Origin of the sequence: Catenulispora acidiphila DSM 44928 (assembly GCF_000024025.1) — a bacterium.
Classification (GTDB): domain Bacteria; phylum Actinomycetota; class Actinomycetes; order Streptomycetales; family Catenulisporaceae; genus Catenulispora; species Catenulispora acidiphila.
The window spans coordinates 8,752,558-8,778,072 of record NC_013131.1; the positions used below are offsets into that span (position 1 = coordinate 8,752,558).

Annotated in this window: 19 protein-coding genes, 1 tRNA gene and 1 pseudogene; 11 read left to right on the forward strand and 10 right to left on the reverse strand. The window is 71.4% G+C overall.

The annotated features are described in order from the left end of the window. Positions 1 to 32: 32 nt before the first annotated feature. From rph to pgi, 10 genes are all read right to left on the reverse strand, one after another. Positions 33 to 764: a ribonuclease PH gene (gene rph / locus CACI_RS37325; protein WP_015796103.1), complete on the reverse strand. Its 732-nt coding sequence runs from the start codon at positions 762 to 764 to the stop codon at positions 33 to 35. Between the two features lie 109 nt (positions 765 to 873). Next, the gene (locus CACI_RS37330; protein WP_015796104.1) at positions 874 to 1,365 is read right to left on the reverse strand and encodes a hypothetical protein; all 492 of its coding nucleotides are present in this window, start codon (positions 1,363 to 1,365) and stop codon (positions 874 to 876) included. A 73-nt stretch (positions 1,366 to 1,438) separates the two neighbouring features. Beyond that, entirely contained in the window at positions 1,439 to 2,212 is a 774-nt protein-coding gene (locus CACI_RS37335) for an MBL fold metallo-hydrolase (protein WP_015796105.1), read from the reverse strand. Continuing rightward, a complete protein-coding gene (murI, locus tag CACI_RS37340) occupies positions 2,209 to 3,096 on the reverse strand; it encodes a glutamate racemase (RefSeq protein ID WP_015796106.1) in 888 nt (295 codons plus the stop codon). Before murI ends, CACI_RS37335 begins: the two co-directional genes overlap by 4 nt. Positions 3,097 to 3,215: 119 nt before the next feature. Beyond that, positions 3,216 to 4,136: a hypothetical protein gene (locus tag CACI_RS37345; RefSeq protein WP_015796107.1), complete on the reverse strand. Its 921-nt coding sequence runs from the start codon at positions 4,134 to 4,136 to the stop codon at positions 3,216 to 3,218. Positions 4,137 to 4,257: 121 nt separating this feature from the next. Next, a complete protein-coding gene (locus CACI_RS37350; RefSeq protein WP_015796108.1) occupies positions 4,258 to 5,433 on the reverse strand; it encodes a hypothetical protein in 1,176 nt (391 codons plus the stop codon). A gap of 176 nt (positions 5,434 to 5,609) precedes the next feature. Further along, positions 5,610 to 6,557, reverse strand: a complete 948-nt coding sequence (locus CACI_RS37355; RefSeq protein WP_015796109.1) for a PLP-dependent cysteine synthase family protein — start codon at positions 6,555 to 6,557, stop codon at positions 5,610 to 5,612. 34 nt (positions 6,558 to 6,591) lie between these two features. Then, a complete protein-coding gene (locus tag CACI_RS37360) occupies positions 6,592 to 6,864 on the reverse strand; it encodes a MoaD/ThiS family protein (RefSeq protein ID WP_015796110.1) in 273 nt (90 codons plus the stop codon). A gap of 123 nt (positions 6,865 to 6,987) precedes the next feature. Then, the gene (locus CACI_RS53960) at positions 6,988 to 7,086 is read right to left on the reverse strand and encodes a putative leader peptide (RefSeq protein ID WP_317623733.1); all 99 of its coding nucleotides are present in this window, start codon (positions 7,084 to 7,086) and stop codon (positions 6,988 to 6,990) included. Positions 7,087 to 7,243: 157 nt separating this feature from the next. Next, entirely contained in the window at positions 7,244 to 8,881 is a 1,638-nt protein-coding gene (gene pgi, locus CACI_RS37365; protein ID WP_015796111.1) for a glucose-6-phosphate isomerase, read from the reverse strand. A gap of 257 nt (positions 8,882 to 9,138) precedes the next feature. On the opposite strand from pgi, the gene CACI_RS37370 reads away from it, so the two are divergent. The 11 genes and pseudogenes from CACI_RS37370 to CACI_RS37415 all read left to right on the forward strand — a co-directional run bounded on the left by CACI_RS37370 (position 9,139) and on the right by CACI_RS37415 (position 25,500). Further along, positions 9,139 to 9,960 carry a response regulator transcription factor gene (locus CACI_RS37370; RefSeq protein ID WP_015796112.1) on the forward strand — a complete coding sequence of 274 codons (822 nt, stop codon included), beginning with the start codon at positions 9,139 to 9,141 and terminating at the stop codon, positions 9,958 to 9,960. Beyond that, positions 9,957 to 11,126, forward strand: a complete 1,170-nt coding sequence (locus tag CACI_RS37375) for a HAMP domain-containing sensor histidine kinase (protein WP_015796113.1) — start codon at positions 9,957 to 9,959, stop codon at positions 11,124 to 11,126. Before CACI_RS37370 ends, CACI_RS37375 begins: the two co-directional genes overlap by 4 nt. A 264-nt stretch (positions 11,127 to 11,390) precedes the next feature. Then, positions 11,391 to 15,210 (forward strand): annotated as a pseudogene (locus tag CACI_RS37380) (multifunctional oxoglutarate decarboxylase/oxoglutarate dehydrogenase thiamine pyrophosphate-binding subunit/dihydrolipoyllysine-residue succinyltransferase subunit). Between the two features lie 98 nt (positions 15,211 to 15,308). Continuing rightward, positions 15,309 to 15,485, forward strand: a complete 177-nt coding sequence (locus CACI_RS49380; RefSeq protein WP_015796115.1) for a DUF6104 family protein — start codon at positions 15,309 to 15,311, stop codon at positions 15,483 to 15,485. 146 nt (positions 15,486 to 15,631) lie between these two features. Next, positions 15,632 to 16,513 (forward strand): DUF4097 family beta strand repeat-containing protein, encoded by an 882-nt coding sequence (locus tag CACI_RS37385; RefSeq protein ID WP_015796116.1) that lies wholly within the window; start codon positions 15,632 to 15,634, stop codon positions 16,511 to 16,513. Further along, positions 16,514 to 17,347: a PadR family transcriptional regulator gene (locus tag CACI_RS37390; RefSeq protein WP_015796117.1), complete on the forward strand. Its 834-nt coding sequence runs from the start codon at positions 16,514 to 16,516 to the stop codon at positions 17,345 to 17,347. A gap of 439 nt (positions 17,348 to 17,786) precedes the next feature. Beyond that, a complete protein-coding gene (locus CACI_RS37395) occupies positions 17,787 to 20,534 on the forward strand; it encodes a hypothetical protein (protein WP_015796118.1) in 2,748 nt (915 codons plus the stop codon). Continuing rightward, the gene (locus tag CACI_RS37400; protein ID WP_015796119.1) at positions 20,531 to 22,066 is read left to right on the forward strand and encodes a hypothetical protein; all 1,536 of its coding nucleotides are present in this window, start codon (positions 20,531 to 20,533) and stop codon (positions 22,064 to 22,066) included. The genes CACI_RS37395 and CACI_RS37400 overlap by 4 nt, the downstream gene beginning before the upstream one ends. After that, a complete protein-coding gene (locus CACI_RS37405) occupies positions 22,063 to 23,484 on the forward strand; it encodes a vWA domain-containing protein (RefSeq protein WP_015796120.1) in 1,422 nt (473 codons plus the stop codon). Before CACI_RS37400 ends, CACI_RS37405 begins: the two co-directional genes overlap by 4 nt. Beyond that, a complete protein-coding gene (locus CACI_RS37410; RefSeq protein ID WP_015796121.1) occupies positions 23,481 to 25,415 on the forward strand; it encodes an ATPase AAA in 1,935 nt (644 codons plus the stop codon). The genes CACI_RS37405 and CACI_RS37410 overlap by 4 nt, the downstream gene beginning before the upstream one ends. Positions 25,416 to 25,417: 2 nt before the next feature. Further along, positions 25,418 to 25,500, forward strand: a tRNA-OTHER gene (locus tag CACI_RS37415). Positions 25,501 to 25,515 lie beyond the last annotated feature (15 nt).

Sequence of the window (25,515 nt, forward strand, 5' to 3'; positions counted from 1 at the left end):
GCTCCGAACAATATAGGAGGTGGGACCTGGCCTCAGCTCAGAAGCGCCTTGACCTGGTGCGAAGCCAGCTCGCGGCAGCCGGCGGCGGCCAGGTCGAGCAGCGCGTCCAGCTCGGCGCGGTCGAAGGGGGCGCCCTCGGCGGTGCCCTGGACCTCGACGAACTTGCCGTCGGCGGTGCACACGACGTTCATGTCGGTCTCGGCGCGGACGTCTTCCTCATAGCAGAGGTCGAGCATCGGCACGCCGTCGATGATGCCGACGCTGACCGCCGAGACCGAGCCGGCCAGCGGCTCGCGCGAGGCCTTGATCATCTTCTTGTCGCGCATCCACGTGACCGCGTCCTGCAGCGCCACGTAGGCGCCGGTGATGGCCGCGGTGCGGGTGCCGCCGTCGGCCTGCAGGACGTCGCAGTCCACGATGATGGTGTTCTCACCGAGGGCCTTGGTGTCCACCACGGCCCGCAGCGCGCGCCCGATGAGCCGGGAGATCTCCTGGGTGCGCCCGCCGACCTTGCCCTTGACGGACTCGCGGTCGCCGCGGGTGTTGGTGGCCCGGGGCAGCATCGCGTACTCGGCGGTGACCCAGCCCTTGCCGCTCCCCCGCAGCCAGCGCGGGACGCCTTCGGTGACGCTGGCGGTGCACAGCACCTTGGTCTGGCCGAACTCCACGAGGACGCTGCCCTCGGGATGGATCGACCACTTGCGGGTCAGGGTGACCGGACGGAGCTGGCCTACTTTGCGGCCGTCGACGCGTGCTGCTGACATGTCTAGACCCTAGCCCACCGGCGGGGGCCGGGCGGCCGGCGGTGCGGGGCGCGCGACCCCCTCGCCGGGCTCCGCCGCGGTCGCGCCGGGCCGGATCGGGCGCTCGGCGTCAGTCCAGCGGGACGTGCGCGAGCAGCCGCAGCGTCGGCAGGTCGGTGGCCTTGCGCAGCCGGGAGGCCAGGTCCCGGTGGAAGAACTCCTCGACCAGGTGCGGCACGGTCAGCACGATGATCTCCTCGGCGAGGTACTTGGCCGCGATCTCCTTCAGGCCCTCCACCGGCGGACCGGCGAGCAGTTCGCCGGAGGCCTGCCGGCCGGCCTTCTGGAAGGCCTCGACGGTCGCGGTCATCACCGCGCGGGCGGCGACCACGGCCTCGTTCAGCGGCTCGCCGTGCGAGTCCTCCTCGGCGCCCTTGAAGTTGCCCAGCGCCAGGTCGTCAAGGGTGGCCAGGACCTTGCCGTTCTCCTTGCCGACCGGCACCACCACGACGTAGCTCTCGGGGTCCATGCCGTCCGCGACGTTGTCGGCGTGCAGGCCGACGACGTATTCGAGGTCGTGCTGATTGATCGTCTGCTCGACGACGAGCATGGTGGTCGGCACTGTCGGGTCCTCTCCGGTGCTGCTGCACGGGAACGGCGGCGCCCCGCCGCTCCCTCATCTCCCCATCATGGTCTCAGATCTGGAACACCGCTCCTGGCGTGGCCAGGTTCACCGGTCCGTCGTAGGAGTTCTTGGCCGCGGCCAGGTTCAGCTCGGCGTCCGTCCACGGCGGGATGTGCGTCAGCACCAGGCGCCCGACGCCGCCGGCGGTCGCGCTCTCGCCGGCCTCGCGGCCGTTGAGGTGCAGACCCAGCAGGCCGTTGTCGCGCGGTTCCTGGAAGGAGGCCTCGGCCAGGAGTAAGTCGGCGCCCTTGGCCAGGTTGTCCAGCGCGGCGCAGGGTCCGGTGTCGCCGGAGTAGACCAGGGTGTGGCCGTCGGCCTCCAGGCGGATCGCGTAGGCCTCCACGGGGTGGTCGACGCGCGTCACGCAGACGGTGAACGGTCCGATCTCGAAGGTGTTCCCGGTCGCGCCCTCCGGGGCGCCCTCCAGCACGTCGCGGAAGCTGAAGACGGACTCGCACTCGGCGTCGTCGGTGTCGTAGGCCTTGGCGATGCGCTCGCGGGTACCGGCCGGACCCCACACCGGCAGCAGCGGCAGCGGCTCGCCGCCGGGCCGGTATTTGCGCGCGACGTAGTACCCGCACATGTCGACGCAGTGGTCGGCGTGCAGGTGCGACAGGATCACCGCTTGCAGGTCGTAGACGTCGCCGTAGCGCTGGAGCTCGCCGAGCGCGCCGTTGCCGAAGTCGAGCAGGACCCGGTAGCCGCCGTGCTCGACCAGGTAGCTCGAGCACGGGTTGCCGGGGCTGCCGAAGGAGCCGGAGGAACCGATCACGGTGAGCTTCATGGGGACTCCGCAACTGTGGCGTATCGGGGGTCGGTGGCTTCTTGCGCGGCGGGCAGCTGTCCCTGGTGCACGTGGCCGATCTCGGGCCCGAGGAAGCGCTGCCCGATCTGCAGGAACTGGTCCGGGTCGCCGGTGGTGGTGAAGGTGTGCGCCGGCTCCGGGAGGTCGCCGGGGCGCATCAGCGCGTTCTCGGCCAGGACGCGGAAGACGTCCTTGGCGGTCTCCTCGGCGCTGTTGATCAGGATCACGTCCTCCCCCATCACGTAGGAGATGACGCCGGTGAGCAGGGGGTAGTGCGTGCAGCCCAGGATCAGCGTGTCGACCCCGGCCGCCGCGACCGGGTCCAGGTACTCGCGCGCGACCTTCAGCAGCTCCTCGCCGGCGGTCTCCCCGGCCTCGACGAACTCCACGAAGCGCGGGCACTCCTGGGTCGTGAGCTGGATCTGCGGCGCCGCGGCGAAGGCGTCGACGTAGGCCATCGAGCGCCGGGTCGAGCGTGTGCTGATCACGCCGACGTGCTGGTTCCGGGTGGCGGCCACGGCCAGGCGCACGGCCGGCCGGATCACCTCCACCACCGGGATCTCGTAGCGCTCGCGGGCGTCGCGCAGCACCGCGCCGGAAGCCGAGTTGCACGCGATGACCAGCATCTTCACGCCGGACTCGACGAGCTTGTCCATGCACTCCAGGGCGTACGCGCGCACCTGGGCGATCGGCCGCGGGCCGTAGGGCGCGCGGGCGGTGTCGCCGAAGTAGCTGACGGCCTCGTGCGGCAGCTGGTCCAGCAGCGCCCGGACGACGGTCAGCCCGCCGAAACCGGAGTCGAAGATGCCGATGGGCGCGTCCCGGGGTACCGGGTCGATGTGCGGAGGCGGTGGTGCGGCCATGAGGGAAAAGAGTACGGCTCCGCGCGCGGAGCGTCCGCGATCGGGCGGGTGGATGTGTCGACTGTCTCAGCCGTGGTTTTGCTCACGGTCCCCTTGACCTGCGACGGATCGGTTACAGGTCAGGCGGCGACCGGCGGGCCGGCCCAGGCGAGCAGGGCGTCGCAGACGTCGATCAGCCGCCGGCGCAGCGGGGCGCCGCGGCGGGCGAACTCGGCCTGCAGGGCGGCGTACTCGGCGCGTCCCGCCGGGGTCTCGATCGCGATCGGCGCGTAGCCGAGCTCGGCGAGGTCGTAGGGACTGGCGCGCATATCCATCTCGCGGATCTCGGCAGCGAGCGCGAAGCAGTCCGCGATCAGCTCGGAGGGCACGAACGGGTCCAGCTTGTAGGCCCACTTGTAGAGGTCCATGCCGGCGTGCAGGCAGCCGGGCTGCTCGTTGGCGACCTGCGCGTCGCGGGTCGGGCGCAGGGTATTGCGCGGGACCGCGTCGGGAGTGAAGAAGCGGTAGGCGTCGTAGTGGGAGCAGCGGATGTTCTGGGTCTCGACGACCTCGTCGGTGCCTTCGGAGCCGAGGCGCAGCCGGCGCGCGGAGTGCCGCACCTGCTCGGGCTCGAGGCGGTAGACCATGGCCCACTCGTGCAGACCGAAGCAGGCCAGCCGCGGCTCCCGGCCGGCGGTGGCGGCGAGCAGCGCGCGGACGAACTCCACGGTGCGGCGGCGGGCGTCGGTGAACTCGGCGGGGTCGAGGGTGACGCCTTCGGGGGTCTCGAGGTACCCGCGCCAGGCCAGCCGCTCGCGGGCCGCGTCGCCGGCGAGGACCACGCCGACACCGGGATGCCAGCGCAGGAGCCGCGCGGGGCGGTGCGAGTAGTAGGTGAACAGGAAATCCATGACCGGGTGCGCCTCGTTGTCGGCCCGGCGGCGCAGGTGGGGCTCGGTCCAGGTGGCGACGCGGGCTTGGTGCGCGGCTTCGCGGGCCCGCCAGACGGGCTCGGGGAGGATGACGGATGCGGTCACGACATCCTGTTCGGCCTGGTCCACGCTCACGCCTCGACGGTACCCGGTGGCCGGCGGGCGGCCGAATCGCGTTTCGCGCCGGTCTGACAAACGCCTGGGCTGAGCCGCGTTTCGCAGCTCAGCTCAGCCCAGGCGGGGTCGGGCGTTACGCGCCCGGGGTCGAGGTGCTCGACGGCGCCGAGGAGGAGGCGCTGCTCGAGGAGGTGGTGCTGCTGGAAGTGGTGCTGCTGGAAGTGGTGCTGTTGGTAGAGCTGCTGCTCGAGGTACCGGTCGGCGTCGGCGTGCCCGGAACACTCGGGGTGCTCGGCGTGCTCGGCGTGCTCGGCGTGCTCGGGCTGCTCGGCGTGCTCGGCGCGCTCGGGCTGCTCGGCGTGCTCGAACCGTCCGAGCTCGCCGGGCTGCTCGGCGTCGCGCGTCCGGCGTCCTGCGAGCCCTGCGCGGCCTCCTCCGACTTCACCATCGCGACGAAGTCGGCGCTCTGGTTGTCGGGGATCGGCGTCACCGCGGCCTCGGTACCCCAGGCGCTGTAGTCGATCTCGCCGGTCATGTCGCCGGCCGGGGTGGTCTCGGTGAAGGTCATCGCCACCGGCTGGCCCTTGGCGTTCAGCCACAGGTCGTAGCCGAGCTTGGTCACCACGCCCTGGCCGAGCGCGTCGCCGACCACGTCGGCGTCCTCCTGCGTCAGGCCGTTGTGGCCGGCGATGTTCGGATCGGTGGCGTCCGCGCCGTTCACGCTGCCCGCGTAGTGCATGGTCTGCACGCCGCCGTGCTGCTCCGCGCCGACCACGTGCAGGTCCTTGGCGGCCGCGAGGACGGTCAGACCCTTGCTCGGCGAGGTGTTCTCCAGGACGTCGGTGCCGAAGGAGGCGGTGTTCGGGTCCTGAGCCATCGCCCGCAGGTCCATCTTCAGCCAGGGCTTGCCGTCCATCTGCGCGGCCATCTGCGGGATGGCGCCCATCTTCATGTACATCACGCCGTCGGCGTACTGGATCGGGATGGCCGGCGAGGACTGCGCGCCCCCGGTGCTCGGGCCGCCCGCGCCCTCGACCAGCGTGCCCTGGACCGTCGGGTGCTCGTCGAAGACCGCCGTCACGTCGGAGGTCTCCGAGGCGGTCGCGGTCGTCAGCACGGTGTGCACTTTCGCGCTGGGGTGCGCGTCGACGGCGCGGTCCGCGGCCTGGATCGCGGCCGGCGCGCTGAGCGCGGAGAGCTGCGCGAAGGACTGCGGCGTGCCGTCCGAGGCCTTCAGGGAGCAGCCGGTGAGCGACGACGCCGCCACGGCCGCCAGCACGGCGCCGGACCATATCTGCTTGCGGGGCATGAATTTCCCAACCATTGATCACGAAAGCTGAAGAACGGACGAATCCTAACGTCGCCGCACTTCAGGCTCATGATCGGGGGCGGGAACAAGATCGGCGGCGGCGATGACCTTGTGTCATCGCCGCCGCCGTGGCCGCGCGCCGCAGCGCTGAGCCCAGAGTCAAGCCCAGCCCAGCGCTAAGCCCAGAGCTGGCCCTCGATCCGGTCCTCGGCCTCGTCGAGCGTGCCCTCGTAGGCGCCGGTGGACAGGTACTTCCATCCGCCGTCGGCGACGATGAACGCGATGTCAGCGCCCTGGCCCGCCTCGGCCGCCTTGCGCGCGATCCCGAGCGCCGCGTGCAGCGCGCAGCCGGTGGAGATGCCCGCGAAGACGCCCTCGGCGGCCAGCAGCTCGCGGGTGCGGCGCAGGGCGTCGTGCGCGCCGACCGAGTAGCGGGTGGTCAGGACCGACTCGTCGTAGAGCTCCGGGACGAAGCCCTCGTCGAGGTTGCGCAGGCCGTAGATCAGCTCGTCGTAGCGCGGCTCGGCGGCGACGATCTGCACGTCCGGCTTCTTCTCGCGCAGGTAGCGCCCGACGCCCATGAGCGTGCCGGTGGTGCCCAGGCCCGCCACGAAGTGCGTGATGGTCGGCAGGTCCGCCAGCAGCTCCGGGCCGGTGCCGTGGTAGTGCGCCAAAGCGTTGGCGGGGTTGCCGTACTGGTAGGGCATGACCCAGTCGGGGTGCTCGGCGGCCAGTTCCTTGGCCACCCGGACCGCCTCGTTGGAGCCGCCGGCAGCGTTCGAGGAGATGATCTCGGCGCCGTACATGCGCAGGATCTGCCGGCGTTCCTCGGAGGTGTTCTCCGGCATGACGCAGATCAGCTTGTAGCCCTTGAGCTTGGCCACCATCGCCAGTCCGATGCCGGTGTTGCCGGAGGTCGGCTCCAAGATGGTGTCGCCGGGCTTGAGCCGCCCGTCCTTCTCGGCGGACTCGATCAGCCCGAGGGCGACGCGGTCCTTCACCGAGCCGGTCGGGTTGCGGTCCTCGAGCTTGGCCCACAGCCGCACCTCGGGCGAGGGCGAGAGGTTGGGCAGCCCGACCAGCGGGGTGTGGCCCACGGAGTCCAGCAGCGAGTCGTAGCGCATCGTCGGCGCCCTCGTGGCTTTCCCGCGTCCCGCCTCAGCCGCCGGCGACGGCGGGCAGCACGGTGACCGCGTCCCCGTCGGCCAGCGGGGTCGACAGCCCGCCGAGGAAGCGGACGTCCTCGTCGTTCTTGTAGACGTTCACGAACCGGCGCAGCTCGCCGGAGTCCAGCAGCCGGTCGCCGAGCCCGGGGTGGCGGGCGTCCAGGTCGGTGATCAGGGCGGCCAGGGTGGTCCCCTCGGCCTCGACGCGCTTGGCGCCGTCGGTGTAGGTGCGCAGGATGGTCGGGATCGACACGTTGATGGACATGGCCGGTCATCTCCTCGTGGGAAAAGGGCGGAACAGGCGGGCAAGGCGTATGGGAGGCCTCGCGGGAGAACGCGCGCAGCAGCGGTGGCGGCTCAACCGCGGGGAACGGATGCGGTCGCGGGTTCAGGCGCCCCGGCGACACAGCGCGCTGGCCAGCCGGCCGAAGTCGACATGGCGGCGTGCGACGAGCAGCACCGTCGGATCCATGCCGGGAGAACGCATGACCCCATGATATTCATCCCGGCCAGCCGGTGGACCCCTGTTCCCGAGCCGTGAGATGTACCACGGCCGGAAAAGAGACGGGCCCGCCGACACCTTGCGGAAAGGGTCGGCGGGCCCGGGACGGCGTCGCGCGCCGCGGCTCAGCTCGCGGCGGAGGTCAGTTCCCCGGCTCGCGGTCGGCGCGGTAGCGCTCGATCGCGGCGTTGGTCGAGGAGTCGTGCTCCGGCGCGGCGTCCGAGGACAGCTCCGGGACGATCTTCTTGGCCAGCACCTTGCCCAGCTCCACGCCCCACTGGTCGAAGGAGTCGATGTCCCAGACCGCGCCCTGGACGAACACCTTGTGCTCGTACAGCGCGACCAGCTGGCCCAGGACCGAGGGGGTCAGGCGGCGGGCGGTGACCGTGGTGGTCGGGTGGTTGCCGCGGAAGATCCGGTGCGGGACCTGCGCGGCCGGCACGCCCTCGCCCTCGACCTGCTCGCGCGTCTTGCCGAAGGCCAGCGCCTCGGTCTGGGCGAAGAAGTTCGCCATCAGCGCGTCGTGCTGGCCGAAGGGGTCGGTGCCCTCGATCGGCCGGTCGAAGCCGATGAAGTCGGCCGGGATCAGCAGCGTGCCCTGGTGGATCAGCTGGTAGTAGGCGTGCTGGCCGTTGGTGCCCGGGGTGCCCCAGACGACCGGGCCGGTCTGCCACTCCACCGGCTCGCCGTCGCGGCGCGTGGACTTGCCGTTGGACTCCATGTCCAGCTGCTGCAGATACGCGGTGAACTTGGACAGGTAGTGCGAGTACGGCAGGACGGCGAGCGTCTGGGCGTCCCAGAAGTCGCGGTACCAGATCCCGATCAGGCCGAGCAGCAGCGGCAGGTTCTTCTCAGCCGGCGCGGTGCGGAAGTGCTCGTCCATCGTGTGGAAGCCCTGGAGCATCTCCTCGAAGCGCTCCGGGCCGATCGCGATCATCAGCGACAGGCCGATCGCCGAGTCGTAGGAGTAGCGGCCGCCGACCCAGTCCCAGAACCCGAACATGTTGGCCGTGTCGATGCCGAAGGCGGAGACGCCTTCGGCGTTGGTGGACACCGCGACGAAGTGCTTGGCGACCGCGGACTCGTCGCCGCCGAGGCCGGCCAGGAGCCACTTCTTGGCGGAGGTGGCGTTGGTGACGGTCTCGACCGTGGTGAAGGTCTTGGAGGAGACGATGAACAGCGTCTCGGCCGGGTCCAGGTCGTGCGTGGCCTCGTACAGGTCGGCGCCGTCGACGTTGGAGACGAAGCGGAACTGCATGTCGCGCATGCTGTACGGCTTGAGCGCCTCGTAGGCCATCGCCGGGCCCAGGTCCGAGCCGCCGATGCCGATGTTGACGACCGTCTTGATGCGCTTGCCGGTGGCGCCGGTCCACTCCCCGCCGCGGACCCGGGCGGAGAACGCCGCCATCCGGTGGAGCACCTCGTGCACCTCGGGCACGACGTCGGCGCCGTCGACCTCGATGCGCTCGGTCTCCGGGGCGCGCAGGGCGACGTGCAGCACCGCGCGGTCCTCGGTGAGGTTGATCTTCTCGCCGCGGAACATCCAGTCCCGCAGCTCGAACACCCCGCGCTCGCGCGCCAAATCCAGCAGCAGGCGCAGGGTCTCGTCGGTGACCAGCTGCTTGGAGTAGTCCACCGACAGGTCCCCGGCCTGCGCGAAGTAGCGCTCGGCGCGGGCCGGGTCGGTCTTGAACAGCTCGCGCAGGTTCACCCGGTCGAACTCCGCGTGGTGCGTCTCCAGCGCCTTCCATTGCGGCAGATCGGTGAGCTTCTCGGTCATCGGAGTCCTCCTAGCGACGTGCTGTCTCGGCGGGCAAAACCCTATCGCCGCCTCCCGCCGGAAGCTTGGGCAAGGAGGTGAACGGGCAGGGTCCGGCGACCGGCACGGCGCGCTGCTCCGCTACGACAGCACCCTGCGAGGGCTCAGCCGGCATCGGGCGGGGCAAGATCGCGCAGGTCGCGGTGCGCCCTGTGCCGAAACTGTGCACGCGCGGTGACGATCTCGGTGCTGGACCCTCTGATGCCTATGCTGAACCGGTGACCAGCATTCTCGTTGTCGAGGACGAACCGACCCTCGCCGAGGCGATCGCCGCCCGGCTGCGTGCGGAGGGCTTCGCCACTCACCTGGCCGGGGACGGACCGGCCGCGGTGCGGACCGCTCAGGAGCACCTGCCGGATCTGATCGTGCTGGACGTCATGCTGCCCGGCTTCGACGGGCTGGAGGTCTGCCGCCGGATCCAGGCCGAGCGGGCCGTGCCGGTGCTGATGGTCACCGCGCGCGACGACGAGAGCGACCTGATCGAGGGTCTGCGCACCGGCGCCGACGACTACCTGACCAAGCCGTTCTCGATGCGCGAGCTGATCGCGCGGGTGCACGCGCTGCTGCGGCGGGTCGAGCGGGCCGCGGAGCTCGGCGCCGGCGGCGCCCCGGCCGAGAGCAACGTCGTGCCGATCGGGACCGGCTTCGGGCCCGGCACCGCCGCCGTGCGCGCGCCGCAGCCGCTACGGTTCATGGCCATCGGCACCAGCGCCGGCGCGCGCGTGCTGGAGATCGACTCGGCGCAGCGCCGGGTGCGGGTCGGCGCCGGGCGCTCGCAGGACGAGGCGCACCTGACTCCCACCGAGTTCGACCTGCTGGCCTGCCTGGCCGGGCAGCCGCGCACCGTGCTGACCCGGGAGAAGCTGCTGGCCGAGGTCTGGGACTGGATGGACGCCTCCGGGACCCGCACCGTCGACAGCCACGTCAAGGCCGTCCGCCGCAAGATCGGCGCGGACTGGATCCGCACCGTGCACGGCGTGGGCTACGCGCTGGAGGCCGAGCCGCTCCTCGGCGACAGCCTGGAGGCGGCAGGCCGATGAACTCCCGCGTCTCGCTGCGCGTCGGCACGGTCGGCGCCCGGTCCCGCAAGGTCGGCGGGACCGTGATCGGCCGCGCCCGCGAGGTGCGGCCGCTGGACCGCTTCCACAGCATCAAGGTCAAGCTCGGCGTGCTGGTCGTGGCCTCGGTGTCGGTGGTCGGGATCTTCACCGCGATCGGGGTCTCGGCCGGGATCCAGGCGCGGTACGTGGTCAGCGTGGCGGTCATCCTGTCGCTGGGCGTCACGCAGATCCTGGCGCACGGCATGACCAGCCCGCTGCGCTCCATGGCCGACGCCGTCGAGAGCATCGCGCGCGGCGACTACAGCCGGCGCGTCACCACCGCGACCTCCCGCGACGAGGTCGGACAGCTGGCCGCGGCGTTCAACCTGATGGCCGCCGACCTCGAGGCGGTCGACCGGCAGCGCAAAGAGCTGATCGCGAACGTCTCGCACGAGTTGCGGACGCCGATCTCGGCGCTGCGCGCGGTGCTGGAGAACGTCGTGGACGGCGTCACCGAGCCCGATCCGCCGACCATGCGGCTGGCGCTGGAGCAGGCCGAGCGGCTCGGCCGGCTGGTCAGCACGCTGCTGGACCTGTCCCGGATCGACGCCGGCGCGGTCGAGCTGGACCGGGAGGACGTGGCGCTGGAGGAGTTCCTGGGGACCGTGGCGCGCGAGGCCACGGTCTCGATGCTGACCCGGGACGGCGCCGGGCGGCGCCCCTACACCGTGGTCGACGTGGTCCCGCCGGCGCTGACCGTGCGCGCCGACCGCGAGCGCCTGCACCAGGTCGCGGCGAACCTGCTGGACAACGCGGTGCGCCACTCCCCGCCCGGCGGCAAGGTCACGCTGCGCGCTCGGCGGCTGGAGGAGGGCGGCGTCCGCGTCGAGGTCTGCGACCAGGGTCCGGGCATCCCGCCCGGCGAGCGGGTCCGGGTGTTCGACCGGTTCGACCGCGGCTCGCGGCAGGCCGCGGACGGCGGCACCGGGCTCGGACTGGCGATCGCGCGCTGGGTGGTGGATCTGCACGGCGGCCGGATCTCGGTCGCCGAGCCGGTCGTGCCGGCGCTCGCCCCGGGCGCCGCGGAGCCCGTCGCGGCCGCTGCCGGCCGCCCGGTGGCCCTCAGCGCGTCACCCGGCTGTGTCATCCGCGTCGATCTGCCGTAACCGGTCCGCTGAGCACAACGCACTAATGTGCGGTCGAGGTGTGAATCTGGTCACTCCTGACCAGCGCGCCGCAACCTCCTCCTAGTCAGATGGAGGGATTTTCCGCGCCCGCCGGTGTGATCAGTGCCTCGAACCCGGGGCGCGACTGCAATAAAGCCGCTCACCGGCGTAGCCTGGATGACCGCTATACGTCTACGGCCGAGCCCCGGTCGTAGCCGCTGTGCACTCCTATACGCACCCACGCGGAAGAGGGCGGAAACCGCCGTGTCGCCACAGCCGTCGCAGCAGGCACCCACCGATCAGACTGCCGGTACGCCGGGCTCCACGCCGGGGCACACCCTGGCCGAGTTCGGCCCGAACGAGTGGCTGGTGGACGAGATCTACCAGCAGTTCCTGCGCGACCCGGAGAGCGTTGACCGCGCGTGGTGGGATTTCTTCAACGACTACCAGCCCACGGACAGCTCTGCCGCCGCGCAGGCTCTTGCCCCCGTTGCGAAGGTTGATAACCCCGAAGTGACTGTGACCTCCGACACATCGGCCGCCCCCGCGCCCCCAGGCCGCCGCTCCCGCCGTACCGGCCGCCCCCGCGGCGGTCCCGGCGCCGGCCCAGCCGCCCGCGGCCGCCCCCGCGGCACCGGCGGCACCGTCAGCCCAGGCCGCCCCGGCAGCTCCGGCGGCGCCCGCCCCGGTGCAGGTCCCGCGCGACGCGGCGACCACCGCCGCCCCGGCTCCGGCCGGCGGCACCGCGGCCACCACCACGGCGGTCCTGAAGGGCCCGGCGGCCCGCGTGGTCGTCAACATGGAGGCCTCCCTGGAGGTCCCGACCGCGACCAGCGTGCGGGCCGTCCCGGCCAAGCTGCTGATCGACAACCGGATCGTCATCAACAACCACCTGAAGCGGGCCCGCGGCGGCAAGGTCTCCTTCACCCACATCATCGGCTACGCCCTGGCGCAGGCGCTCAAGGCGATGCCGGAGATGAACCGGTCCTTCGCCACCGAGAACGGCAAGCCCGCGGTGGTGACCCCGGCGCACGTCAACGTGGGTCTGGCCATCGACCAGGTGAAGCCGGACGGCACCCGGCAGCTGCTGGTGCCCTCCATCAAGGGCGCCGAGCTCATGGACTTCCGCGAGTTCTGGCAGGCCTACGAGGACGTGGTCCGCCGCGCCCGGAACAACAAGCTGACCCCGGACGACTTCGCCGGCACCACGATCTCGCTGACCAACCCCGGCACCATCGGCACCGTGCACTCCGTGCCGCGCCTGATGAAGGGCCAGGGCACGATCCTGGGCGTCGGGGCGATGGAGTACCCGGCCGAGTACTCCGGCACCAGCGAGGAGACGCTGTCCCGGCTGGCGGTCAGCAAGGTCATGACCCTGACCTCGACGTACGACCACCGGATCATCCAGGGCGCGCAGTCCGGCGACTTCCTGCGGATCATCCACCAGCTGCTGCTGGGCGAGGACGGGTTCTACGACAAGCTCTTCGAGTCGCTGCGCATCCCGTACGAGCCGGTCCGCTGGATCCAGGACATCTCGGCCTCGCACGAGGACGACATCAACAAGACCGCGCGCGTGCAGGAGCTCATCGAGTCCTACCGCACCCGCGGCCACCTGATGGCCGACACCGACCCGCTGGAGTACAAGCAGCGCCGGCACCCGGACCTGGACGTGGTCAGCCACGGCCTGACCCTGTGGGACCTGGAGCGGGAGTTCGCCACCGGCGGCTTCGGCGGCAAGAAGCTGATGAAGCTGCGCGACGTGCTCGGCGTGCTGCGCGACTCCTACTGCCGCACCATCGGCATCGAGTACATGCACATCCAGTCCCCCGACGAGCGCAAGTGGATCCAGAACCGGGTGGAGCACGGCTACGCCAAGCCCGACCGCACCGAGCAGCTGCGCATCCTGGAGCGCCTGAACGCCGCCGAGGCCTTCGAGACCTTCCTGCAGGTCAAGTTCATGGGCCAGAAGCGCTTCTCGCTGGAGGGCGGGGAGTCGGCGATCCCGCTGCTCGGCGAGATCCTGGCCGACGCCGCGCGCTCGGGCCTGGACGAGGTCGCCATCGGCATGGCGCACCGCGGCCGGCTCAACGTGCTGACGAACATCGTCGGCAAGGAGTACGCCGAGGTCTTCCGCGAGTTCGAGGGCAACCTGGACCCCAAGTCCATGCACGGCTCCGGCGACGTGAAGTACCACCTGGGCGCCTCGGGCAGCTTCACCGCGCTGGACGGCTCCTCCATCGCGGTGACCCTGGCCGCGAACCCCTCGCACCTGGAGACCGTCGACCCGGTCCTGGAGGGCATCGTCCGCGCCAAGCAGGACATCATCGACAAGGCCTCGGCCGGGTTCACGGTGCTGCCGCTGCTGATCCACGGCGACGCCGCGTTCGCCGGGCAGGGCGTGGTCGCCGAGACGCTGAACCTCTCGCAACTGCGCGGCTACCGCACCGGCGGCACCGTGCACCTGGTGATCAACAACCAGGTCGGCTTCACCACCTCGCCGACCTCCTCGCGCTCCTCGATCTACGCCACCGACGTGGCGCGCATGATCGAGGCGCCGATCTTCCACGTGAACGGCGACGACCCCGAGGCCTGCGTCCGGGTCGCCAAGCTCGCGTTCGACTACCGCCAGGCGTTCAACAAGGACGTCGTCATCGACATGATCTGCTACCGCCGCCGCGGGCACAACGAGGGCGACGACCCGTCGATGACGCAGCCGCTGATGTACAACCTCATCGAGGCCAAGCGCAGCGTCCGCAAGCTGTACACCGAGGGCCTGATCGGCCGCGGCGACATCACCCTGGAAGAGGCCGAGGAGGCCCTGCGCAACTACCAGGGCCAGCTGGAGCGGGTCTTCGCCGAGACCAAGGAGGTGTCCAAGGCTCCGGTCTCGGCGACCTTCGCCGTCGACGTGCAGCCCTACCCGGCGCAGGTGGACACCGCGATCAGCGAGCAGACCGTCAAGGTCATCGCCGACTCCCAGGTCTCGCTGCCCGACGGCTTCACCCCGCACCCGAAGGTGCTGCAGCCGCTGCAGAAGCGGGCGCAGATGATCACCGACGACAAGATCGACTGGGGCATGGGCGAGACCCTGGCCTTCGGCTCGCTGCTGATGGAGGGCGTCCCGGTCCGGCTGGCCGGCCAGGACTCCCGGCGCGGCACGTTCGTGCAGCGCCAGCACGTGCTGGTGGACCGGGAGAACGCCACCGAGTACACCCCGCTGTCGAACCTGACGCCGGACCAGGCCAAGTACACGGTCTACGACTCGCTGCTGAGCGAGTACGCGGCCCTGGGCTTCGAGTACGGCTACTCCGTGGCCCGCGCGAACGCCCTGGTGCTGTGGGAGGCGCAGTTCGGCGACTTCGTCAACGGCGCGCAGTCGGTCATCGACGAGTACATCTCCAGCGGCGAGCAGAAGTGGGGCCAGCAGTCCGGCGTCGTGCTGCTGCTGCCGCACGGCTACGAAGGCCAGGGCCCGGACCACTCCTCGGCCCGCCCGGAGCGCTTCCTGCAGATGTGCGCGCAGAACAACATGACCGTGGCGATCCCGTCGAACCCGGCGTCGTACTTCCACCTGCTGCGCTGGCAGGCGCACAACCCGGCGCACAAGCCGCTGGTGGTCTTCACGCCGAAGTCGATGCTGCGCCTGAAGGACGCGGTCTCGCCGGTCGCGGACTTCACCACCGGGCGCTTCGAGCCGGTCCTGCCGGACGTCACGGTCGACCCGGCCGGCGTGCGCCGGGTGCTGCTGGTCACCGGCAAGCTCTACTGGGAGCTGGCGGCCAAGCGCGCCAAGGCGGGCATCACCGACACCGCGATCCTGCGGGTGGAGCGGCTGCACCCGCTGCCGGCCGCCGAGATCGCCGCGGCGATCGCCGCCTACGGCCCGGACGTGGACCTGCGCTGGGTCCAGGAGGAGCCGGCCAACCAGGGCGTGTGGCCGTTCGTGGCGATGAACCTGCCGGCGGCGCTGGGCCGCGGCCTGACGGTGGTCTCCCGGGCCGCCGCCTCCTCCCCGGCGGTCGGCTCGGCCAAGCGCCACGCGGTGGAGCAGGGCCAGCTGGTCGAGGACGCTTTCACCGGCTGAGCCGGTAGCAGCCACCCGGGGTGGGATCCGCGCTCAGGCGTGGATCCCACCCCTTCTGTATAGAAACTCAGAGCTCTTTCATAGGGAACGGAAGAACGATGTACTTCACGGACCGGGGCATCGAGGAACTGGAGAAGCGCCGGGGGGAGGAGGAGGTGTCGCTGTCCTGGCTCGCCGAGCAGCTGCGCACCTTCACCGACCTGAACCCGGAGTTCGAGGCGGCGGTGGACCGCTTGGCCACCTGGCTCGCACGGCTGGACGACGACGAGGACTGAGCGGGAACAGGGCCGTCCCGGCCGTGCTCCGCGACGGTTTTGCGACACCGTTCCCCAGCTGGTAAGGGGCAGCCACTTGCCCTCGTCCGCAACGCGATATATCGTCTTCTTCGGAAGACGCGATACATCGTGAAAGGGCCCAGGTGATGACGAGACACGAACTGAGCGGGCCGGACCGGCTCGCCTTCGAGGGGATCCACCGGCTGAAAGTGGTCACCACCTCGGGCCGGGTCGACGTGGTCGGAGCCGGCGAGGACGGCGCGGCCGTGGTCGACGTGACCCGGGTCAAGGGCGAGGAGCCGCTGGTCGTCGCGGCCGAGGACGGCGAGCTGACGGTGCGGCACGGGGAGTTCCGGCCGAACGTGCTCGGCTGGCTGATGCACGGCCGCAAGATCGAGGCCGACATCTCCATCCAGGTGCCGCCGGACTGCCTGGTGGACGTCACGGTGGTCTCCGGGCCGCTGGTGGTGTCCAACCTGCACGAGCGCACCCGGGTCCAGGGCGTGTCCGGCGAGATCACGCTGGCCCAGCTGCACGGGCCCACCGACGTCAAGACGGTCTCCGGGGCGATCACCGCCGAGAGCGTGACCGACGACCTGAGCGCGCACACCGTCTCCGGGGCGATCACCGTGATCGCCCTCGGGACGCAGAACAAGATCAAGGCCGGGACCACCTCGGGCGCGATCACCGTGGACCTGGAGGACGGCACCGACGCCCCGCGCCTGGAGCTGAACGTGGTCTCCGGGCAGGTCATCGTCCGCGCCCCGGAAGATGCGAACCTGGAGGTGGACATGTCCACGATGAGCGGCCGCACGGTCACCACCTTCGACGGTCTGGACTCCCAGCCGCTGTTCGGGAACAAGCAGATCCCCTTCACCAAGCCGCGGCAGCTGTCCGGACGTTTGGGTACCGGGCAGGGGAGGCTTAAGGCACGGGCGGTGTCCGGTGACATGACGCTGCTGAGAAGGGCCGTCGACCCCGAGCTCTCGGGCTCGGACGTGGACGGCGAAGATGGAGAGGATCGTTAGATGGCACCCGTCTTCGGACACGGACGGCTGCGGCTGTACCTGTTGAAGCTCCTTGCCGAGAGCCCCAAGCACGGGTACGAGATCATCCAGCAGCTCAAGGAGCGGTTCCAGGGCCTGTACGCGCCCAGCGCCGGCACGGTGTACCCCCGCCTGTCGCGCCTGGAGAGCGAGGGCCTGATCCGGCACGAGACCGACGAGCGCGGCCGCAAGGTGTACCACATCACCGACGCCGGCCGCACCGAACTCGCCGCCCGCGCCGACGACATGGACGCGCTGGAGACCGAGATCCGCGAATCGGTCAGCAGCCTCGCCGAGGAGATCCGCGACGAGGTCAAGGAATCCGCCCGCCACATCCAGGAGGAACTGCGCGCCGCCGCGGCCGAAGCCCGCACCGAGGCGCGCACGGAGTCCCGCACCGAGCCCCGCAGCGAGCCCAAGCGCGACCACGCCGGCCCCGCCCACCCCCCGGCGGACCGCTCGCAGTGGGGCAAGGACGAATGGCGCGAGTGGAAGCGAGCCCAGAACGACTGGAAGGAACAGTGGAAGGACCAGTGGGCCGCCCAATGGCGCGAACACTGGCAGGACGAAGCCACCCGCTGGCAGCGCTTCGCCCAGGACAGCGTCGACGACTGGACCGGCCGCCGCCCCCGCGACCGAGCCGACCGCGAACAACTCGACGAACTCCGAGCCACCTTCATGCACTTCCGCGACGAAGTCCGCACCATGGCCCGCGAACACCAGGCCGACATCCCGGTGACCCAGGACCAACTGAACGCCGCCCGCGAAGTCCTCGAACGCGCCGCCCGCGAGCTGCGCGACATCTTCCGCGGCTGACGGTCCCGGGCCCGCGGGAAGGGGCGCCGCCGCGCCGGCCGCGCTGGGTGCGGCCGCGCGGGGCGGGCTGCGCTGACCCGCGGCTTCGGTTCGGGGGGCTGCGGGTTGGCGTGGGGGCGGGGCAGGTTGAGGGCTGAGTTCGGGCTCTGGCTCCGGGCTAGGCTCGAGCGCAGGCTTCGGCATGAGGTTGGGGCTCGGGCCCTGACTTCGGCAGGAGATCAGGGTTCGACTCGGGCTCCAGCTCCACACTCCAGGTTCTGGCTCCGGGCTCCGGCTTTGGGCCGGCAACCGGTTCGGGTACACGGGGCATGTTCTCCGGGCGGCAGCTCGGGTTGCGGAGGGGGCGGCGGCGCGTGCCGGGAGTGATCCTGGTGCGCGCCGTTTGCGTTCCGTGGGGGTCGGGGGGATGCGGCATCATGGCGGGTGGGAGGGAGCCATCGTGGTCGCAGGATTGGTCGACGCTGTGCACTTCGCGGGGCGGGATGATGCGTGGGCGGTGCTGCGGGGCCTTGGGGAGGCGGGGGTCGCCGAGGGGATCGCGGGGGCTTCGCTGCCCTTGTGCGTGGCGGTGAGTGATTTCGTGCTCGAAGAGCCTTCTTCGGCGACGGCGGTGGCGTTGGCTCGGCGGGCTCTGGCCGATGAGACCGTGGCTGATCCGGACACCGTGCTGCGGGCGCTGATCCGGCTGGCGGATCCGGTGGTCGACGAGGCGCTGGTGCGGACCGAGGGCAAGCGGCCGCGGGCGTGGGTCCTGGCCGCGCTGGTCCGGGACCGGCGAGGCGCGGATGGCCGGCCGGTGATCGCCCCCGGCATCGAGCAGTTCCTGCGCGGACAGCTGGTGCGCGCCACACGGCGCCACGCGGGACGGGACAACCCGACACCGGCACGCGTCGAGGCCGAGATCACCAGAGCCGCATGCTACGCCGACGACGCCGACCTGGTCGCCACCGCGCTGCCGCTCGCCATGCGGTTCCAGCTGATGCCCCCGGTGATGCGGGGACTGCTGACGCTGCGCGACCACGGGCTCCTCAGCTCGCTGTGGGAGGGGTACGGCGGGCTGCGCGAAGTCGCCACCACGGTCATGGCCACGAGCGTGGGGCACTACGGCCCGTGGTGGGAGCCAGTGCTCGCCTTCGGCGATACCGGCGACGACGCGGCGCTTGTCAAGGCACCGCGCCGCCTCCGCACCGACAGGCTGCCGCCGGCGCACGACGCGGACTCCTGGACCAGGCCGAACATCGGATCGCAGCACTACGAGATGCCCTGGGACGCGGTGCTCGAGTACGCCGCGCTGGTCGGCAAGGGCGAGGAGGGCACGCAGGCCGGGCAGGCGACGTCGCGCGGTCTCGACGAGGCGGCGGCACGCGAGGACGTCCCGCAGGACGTGCGGGCCACGTTCGAGGAGCGGTACCCGCGCGCAGTGTTCTGGTCCGCGCGCCCCGACATCGAGACTCTGCGGCGCGCGCATGACTCCGCCGAGCGCTTGACCCCGGCGACGCGGCACTTCGCCACCCGCGAACTGCTGCGCCGCGGTCTGCTTCACGGCTCGCTGAGTGCGAAAGAGGCAGTGGCACACGCGGAGCCGGCGGCGGAACTCTTAGCGCTGGCGCTGCCGACCCCGCCCGGACTAGCGAAGTACTACACGGCGAAGGGCAAAAACAGCTTCGCGCCGCACTTCGTCCACATCCCGGCGGAGGCCGACGAGCGGTACCAGGCGGAGCTACGCACGGCGGTCGCCGAGGCGATCGGAACGGACCCGGCACGCTGGCTCAAGGTACTGACCCGAGTCGCAGCATGGGAAGGAAGCCTCGCCACACTGCTCGACGCTGTCGACGCCGGAGAGCCGCTGCCACAGCGACGCGGGTCGCGATGGCCGCGCGGGGTCGATCCGGCGGCCGTGCTGCTGGAGGTCGCGCCGGAGGGATTGGTCGCGGCGCTGCAGGAGGCGGCGGGGCAGAGTGGCGCGAAACCATTTGCGGACAACGGAGGGCTTGGCGCCGACCCGGCGCAATCCTCCAGCCCTGAAAGCCGTGCCCTGACAGGCGTCCTCACCCGCATCCTCGACCGAGGTCCCGCACCTCGCTGGCTCCTGGACCTCGCGGTCGGCCCGCATGGAACCTTCGCCATGCGGCTGGCGGCGGCCCGCAATCCGGCGGCGACGGTCGGCACGCTCTGGCGGCTGGCCGACCGCGAGCCCGCCGAACCCGGCGTCCTGGCGGCGGTGTATCTGCATCCGCTGGCCTCGCTGGAGCTGCGGATCGCGGCGGTCGTGCGGTCCGAGACCGCCGGCGGCCTGTATCCGGGCTTGGTGCGGCGCCTGGTCACCCGGTACGCCGAACCCGCGCTGCTCCAGCCGGCCCTCGAATCGCACGACCCCGAGCTGCTGCACTCCGTGCTGCGGCGCAGCAACCGCTCGCTGCAGACCGACCGGCGCGTCGTCGGCTACGCCCACCTCGCCGCGGCCGCCGGTCCGGAACCGGTGTGGGCGCTGGAGTTGGAGCGCGCCGGCAGCCTGGAGCGCATGCACGAGGCGGTCCGCGCCTCGATGAGCTCCCACAATGACGAGCCCTTGCAGGCAGCCGCCGCCGGCATCGCACGCCCGGACCCCGAGCGGATCACCGAACTCTGGGACGCCGGCTTCCAGCAGACACGTCCCGACACCGCCGACCGCGTCCGCAAGCATCTCGACGGCCGCCCCGAACGCTGGCTGCGGCTCGCCGAACCCGGGACCACGCTGCACGGCATGCTCGCCGAGCTCGAAGGTGGGGAGCCGCACGTGCCGCAGCCACGCCGGGACTCCGACACGCCCGCGCCGCCAATAGCCCCGCCGCCGACCACAGCCACCCCCACGCCGCGCGACCCCAAGCCGCGCCTCAGCCAGACCCCGAGCCTGCTGCCGCCCCTGCCCCGAAACAAATCCGAACCCGAACCCGAATCCGGAGCCGGAGCCGGACTCGAACCGGCAGCCAGCGCTATTCCAGCTCCCGCACCGCACCACCCCACCACGCACCCCAAAGCAACAGCCGGCGCGACACCAACCCCCGCCCCGCAGAAACCCACCGCGCACCCCGAACCGACAGCCAGCGCGATATCAGCTCCCGCTCTGCACCACCCAGCCCCGCACCACCCCACCGCGCACCCCGAACCGGCCTCCCCCGGCGAACCCCCGAAGCCGCCCGCCGCGTGAACGCCCCAGCCCTCATCCTGAACCTGCTCCACGCGGCGCGGCGCGAGGACGTCGCCCCGGTTCTGGCGCTGCTGTCCGATGCCGAACTGGCGGCGGGGCTGGCCTCCGAGCACTGCGATCCTCAGCTGCGCACCGTCGCGGTGGACCGCGAAGCCCTGTGCCACGCCTTGCTCGATCCGCGCGAGACCCCTGAGGACCTGCCCACCAAGGCCGGCGGGGTTCAGGGCATGGTGCGTCTCGCCGCTCGCGCCCCGTATCAGACCGTGCTGCCCGGGGGCATCACGCCCTATGGCCGTCCGCAGGCCGATCTGCGGCACCGCCTCGCCGCCGGGCTCAACGCCGCCCTGGGTACCGATGCGTGGCGTTGGTACGGCGCCATGTGCCTGGTCGACGTGTGGTCGGGTTCCTTCGGCGCGCTGCTCGACGAGGTCGCTGGCTGGTCCACGGAGTCTCAGCTCCCCAAGAGCTCTATGCGCTTCCGTCTAAAGGGTCAGGTGTTCCTGCCCGGCGTGCTGCTCGCGATGGCTCCTCCGGCGGTCGTCGCGGCTGCGCTTCCCTACACCGCGGAGCGGTCCGTGGGGATGATCCAGGGCCTGCTCATACACGCGCCCTACCACCCCGCCTATCAGGACTACGCCTTCGGTCCGGACGGGTCCGACTACGCGCGCCAGTCACTGTGCCAGAGCGTCGGCACGCCGCTGGCGGTCGCCCACGAGTTGCTGGATCGCGAGCTGTTCCACCAGAACGTGGAGGCGGTCGCCTACGGGCACGACGATCTCGCTCTTCGCCTGCGCATCTATCGGGACCCGGACTCCGACACTCCATGGCAGACCAGCAGGCTGGACCATACGACGCCCGAGGAGTTCTACGCACTGCTGTCCGCTACAGAGACGGCCGAGGAGATCTTCGACCTGCTCAGCATCCTGCGCCGCGCCATGGAGCGCACTCCCGCGATCGGGAAGCTGCGCATCTTCGCCTACAGCCGGCTCGCGCAGCTGGCCGGGCCGGAGCCGGTGTGGACTCTCGAGCTGGCATCCGCGGGCGGTGTGGAGCTGTTGGTCCATCCCGCGGTCCGCGCCTCCATGGCCGCCGGCGATATCGCGCCGATCGTCGCCGCCGCCGAGGCCGCCGCCGAGAACGTGCCGGGTCCGCCGCCTCCGGCGCCGAATCAGGACTCGCTGACCGACTGGCCTTTGGAGGACGCGGTGCGCGGCGGTCTCGACGGACGCCCGGAGCGATGGCAGACAATGCTCGAATCATATGACAAAGCAACCGAATCGCCCCTCGCCCTCGTGCAATGGGCAACAGGCCAATCAGTTCGACCGGCGGCCCGCGACAGAGAAGACTTGACCCAGAGCACGAACCGGCCCGAGAACCAGCCTGAGAACCAGCTCGAGAAGCAGCCTGAGAACCAGCCCGCGAACCGACCCCCGCACCGCCCAACGAACCCCGCACCGCACCACCCAACGAACCACCCGACGCCCCCACCCCCGCCGCCCGCCCCGACCCCCGTGCAGGAGGACGCCGCATGAAGACCCACGAGTCGGACCGCCGCTCGCGGCGCCTCCCGGTCAGCGCCACCGACCGCAAGGCGCTGGCGGCGTGGCAGCCCGCCGAGCCGGAGACGATCGCCGAGGCCGTGCGGCTGAAGGAGGCGGCGCTCGTCGACTTCGGCATGGAGTCCTCGGCCATCGCCGGCTGGATCTACTCCAAGTGCGCGCACCAGGTGCCCACCACCGCCATCGAGACCGCCGCGGTGATGGCCGCCGGCGACGGTACCTGCCTGCTGCTGTTCAACCCGGACTTCTTCGTCGAGCTGGGGCTGGACGGGGTGAAGTTCGTGCTCTTCCACGAGGCGCGGCACCTGATCCAGCGGCATCTGTTCACCGAGCCGGAGCTGCGCGAGGACCCGGTCTTCGACATCGCCATCGAGTGCACCATCAACCACGTCGCACTGACCCGGCTGCGCCGCCAGAGCCTGCCGGTGGCCGGCGGCGAGCCGACCGGGGTGGACCCGCGCAAGGTCTTCGCCAGGTACCACGCGGACCTCACCGCGCAGGGTCTGACCCCGTTCTCCTACGAGGAGTTCATCCACACCGACATGGGCTGCTACACCGAGCTGCGCCGGATGAAGCACCCGCCGACGCCGCCGCCGATCTGCGTCCACGAGCTCCTGCAGGAGCTGCAGGACGAGCTGGCCGACGCCGAGACCATCGCCCGGATCGGCAACGAGGTGTTGGCGAACGTGCTGCTGGCCGGCAAGCGCGGGGTGCGCGAGGCGCGCTCGGAGCTGCTGGACCTCATCGCGCGCACCGAGGGCGCCACCGAGCGGCTGAGCAAGCTGTGGGGCGATCTGGGCGCCGGGATGATCCGCGGGCAGACCCAGCGGACCCGGCGGGTGGACTGGTGGCAGCGCTGGCTGGTGGACGTGCTGGCCTCCAAGCTCGCCGAGGGCGAGCGCCTGGTCTACCCGAAGAAGCGCGGGGCGGTGCTGGCCGCGCTCGGCGAGGATCCGACGCTGTCCCGGCGCGGCCCGGAGCGGCACCGGGTGGTGGCGATCGCGGTGGACGCCTCCGGGTCGATGCCGCCGCCGGTGGTGGACTGGATCGCCTCGCTGGTCGGGCAGCTCGACGGCGTCGAGGCGCACTGGCTGTCCTTCGACGCCGCGGTGGTGCCCTTCGCCCCGGGCGACCCGCTGGTCGGCGGCGGCGGGACCAGCTTCCAGGCGGTCGCCGACTACCTGGAGGGCCGCGCGCCCTCGGCCCGGACCGGCGAGCCGTTCGAGGAGACGCTGGACGCCGTCATCATGGTCACCGACGGCATCGCCCCGCACATCACGCCCGCCGAGCCGGACAAGTGGATCTGGCTGATCACCGAGCACGGCGACGACTGGCCCGAGAGCCACACGCCGCAGATGGCCTGTCACACCGTACGAACGGGGGACCGTTGAGCGAGTACAGCACCGGCCAGACCGCCCTGCCGCCGGAGGAGGAGCACTTCGACACCGGCTTCGGCCAGGACGGCAGGCTGCCGCGCCAAGGCGGCGGCGGGGGCGCCGGGACCGCGCGCGCCGCCGCGGCCCGGCCCTCGGCCCTGGAGGCGTTCATCGACGCGATGATCGACCTGGGCCAGACCGGGCAGATCTTCGGCGAGCACGGCATCGGCAAGACCGCGACGTTCGCCGCGCACATCGCCCGCGCGTACGACGACACCGAGCTGGTCTACGTCCCGGCCGCGAACCTGGCGCCGGACGACCTGCTGGTGAACGCCCCGGTGCGGGACCCGCGCAGCGGCGAGCTGGTCCTGCGGCAGCTGGTGATGCGCCAGCTCAAGCCGGGGCGCAACTTCGTGCTCCTGATCGACGACTCGCTGCAGGCGGGTCCGGCGATCCAGTCGCAGCTGATGCAGATCGCCTGCAACTGGACCCTGGGCGAGCACGACCTGCGGGCTCTGGGCTGCATCGGCGTCTTCTTGGCGGACAACGAGTCGCTCGCCGAGACCGCGGCGCGGCGCAGCGACTTCGCGATCCTGGACCGGATGGTCACCATCAAGGTCACCGCGAACGACACCGCCTGGCGCGAGGCGCTGCGCCGTGCGTTCCCGCAGTTCGACCTGACCGCGGTCTTCCGTCTTTGGGCCGCTCAGCCCCCGGAGATCCGGCGGCTGCTGTCCCCGCGCACGCTGGAGCACATCCTGGCCAACGCCGCCGAGGGCTTTCCCCTCGTCTGGGGTCTGCCGCTGCTCAACGGCACGCGGCTGCGGCTGGCTCTGCCGGCCGCCGAGGGCACCCGGGCCAAGGAGGTGGACCGCACCGGGGAGATCCTGGACGCGATCGCCGCGGCGCTGAACGTCCCGAACCGGTCCGCCATCGCCGACCCGGTGCGGCGCCTGGTGCGCGCGGCGCTGAAGAACCGGTGGTGCGTGCTGGTCCAGGGTCCGCCCGGCTGCGGCAAGACCGAGGTCGTCAGGGCGCTGATCCAGGAGGTGCTGCGCCGCGACCCGCTGTACTTCTCGCTGCCGGTGACCAACGTCGAGGACCTGTGCGCCCCGGTCCCCTCCCCCGACGGCACCCTGGACAACCTGCTGGCCGCCGGCTTCACCGGCGATGAGCCCAAGGCCGTGGTCTGGGACGAGTACAACCGGCCCAAGGACAAGGCGGCGTTCGCCCGGCTGATGGAGATCACCCAGGAGTGGTCGGTGGCCGGCCGGCCGATCCGCGGGCTGCGGGCCCAGGTCGCGCTGCAGAACCCGCCCTACCACGTCGGCCGCAAGCTCTTGGTCGCGCGCAACAACATCGCCCAGGCCTCGCGCTTCACCGCCTCGCTGGACATCACCCCGGAGGACATCCCGGCGAACGAGTGGCTGATCGCCAAGTACGGCCCGGTCGCCGAGACCGTCCTGGAGTGGTGGAAGAACGACATCGACGACGAGGGCCGCGCCTGGATCACCAAGCGCACCCTGGAGCGCCTGATCCGGCTGCACGGCCGCGGCCTGCCGCTGCAGCAGGGCCTGGTCTACCTCGGCGACGGCGAGTACGCGCCGGTCCCGCTCGGCGGGCTGACCGCGCGCCTGGCCGGCTCCCAGCGCACCGGGCTGAAGGAGCTGGCCGCGGACGTCGACACCTGGGAGCGGCGGCTGGCGCTGGCCGTCTCCGGCGACGCCGAGGGCGACGACGCCTCCGACGTGGTCCACCAGGTCTTCGCCAACGCCGAGCTGTCCCAGCTGAAGAAGCAGCGCGACGTGGTGATCCGGCTCGCGACGCACCTGCCGCCCAAGCTCCGCGCCACCTATCTGGTCGGCGCCTCGGAGGACGCGCAGTCCTTCTGGGTCGGTGTCCTCGCGGCTTGCCGGGCCAGGCAGGGTTCGGCCAGGATTCTGTGAACGGTCCCGTAGCGCAGAGGCAGGCGCACCGCTCAGATCCACTCAAGCGACGCGGGGAACGCCGGTTCGAATCCGGCCGGGGCCACCTGGGGAGGACCGC

What these genes read in the sequence shown, in the direction of transcription:
- rph (WP_015796103.1), bottom strand. Translation starts at nt 764, where the DNA reads ATGTCAGCAGCACGCGTCGACGGCCGCAAAGTAGGCCAGCTCCGTCCG.
- CACI_RS37335 (WP_015796105.1), bottom strand. Translation starts at nt 2,212, where the DNA reads ATGAAGCTCACCGTGATCGGTTCCTCCGGCTCCTTCGGCAGCCCCGGC.
- murI (WP_015796106.1), bottom strand. Translation starts at nt 3,096, where the DNA reads ATGGCCGCACCACCGCCTCCGCACATCGACCCGGTACCCCGGGACGCG.
- CACI_RS37350 (WP_015796108.1), bottom strand. Translation starts at nt 5,433, where the DNA reads ATGCCCCGCAAGCAGATATGGTCCGGCGCCGTGCTGGCGGCCGTGGCG.
- CACI_RS37355 (WP_015796109.1), bottom strand. Translation starts at nt 6,557, where the DNA reads ATGCGCTACGACTCGCTGCTGGACTCCGTGGGCCACACCCCGCTGGTC.
- CACI_RS37360 (WP_015796110.1), bottom strand. Translation starts at nt 6,864, where the DNA reads ATGTCCATCAACGTGTCGATCCCGACCATCCTGCGCACCTACACCGAC.
- CACI_RS53960 (WP_317623733.1), bottom strand. Translation starts at nt 7,086, where the DNA reads ATGCGTTCTCCCGGCATGGATCCGACGGTGCTGCTCGTCGCACGCCGC.
- pgi (WP_015796111.1), bottom strand. Translation starts at nt 8,881, where the DNA reads ATGACCGAGAAGCTCACCGATCTGCCGCAATGGAAGGCGCTGGAGACG.
- CACI_RS37375 (WP_015796113.1), top strand. Translation starts at nt 9,957, where the DNA reads ATGAACTCCCGCGTCTCGCTGCGCGTCGGCACGGTCGGCGCCCGGTCC.
- CACI_RS49380 (WP_015796115.1), top strand. Translation starts at nt 15,309, where the DNA reads ATGTACTTCACGGACCGGGGCATCGAGGAACTGGAGAAGCGCCGGGGG.
- CACI_RS37385 (WP_015796116.1), top strand. Translation starts at nt 15,632, where the DNA reads ATGACGAGACACGAACTGAGCGGGCCGGACCGGCTCGCCTTCGAGGGG.
- CACI_RS37390 (WP_015796117.1), top strand. Translation starts at nt 16,514, where the DNA reads ATGGCACCCGTCTTCGGACACGGACGGCTGCGGCTGTACCTGTTGAAG.
- CACI_RS37405 (WP_015796120.1), top strand. Translation starts at nt 22,063, where the DNA reads ATGAAGACCCACGAGTCGGACCGCCGCTCGCGGCGCCTCCCGGTCAGC.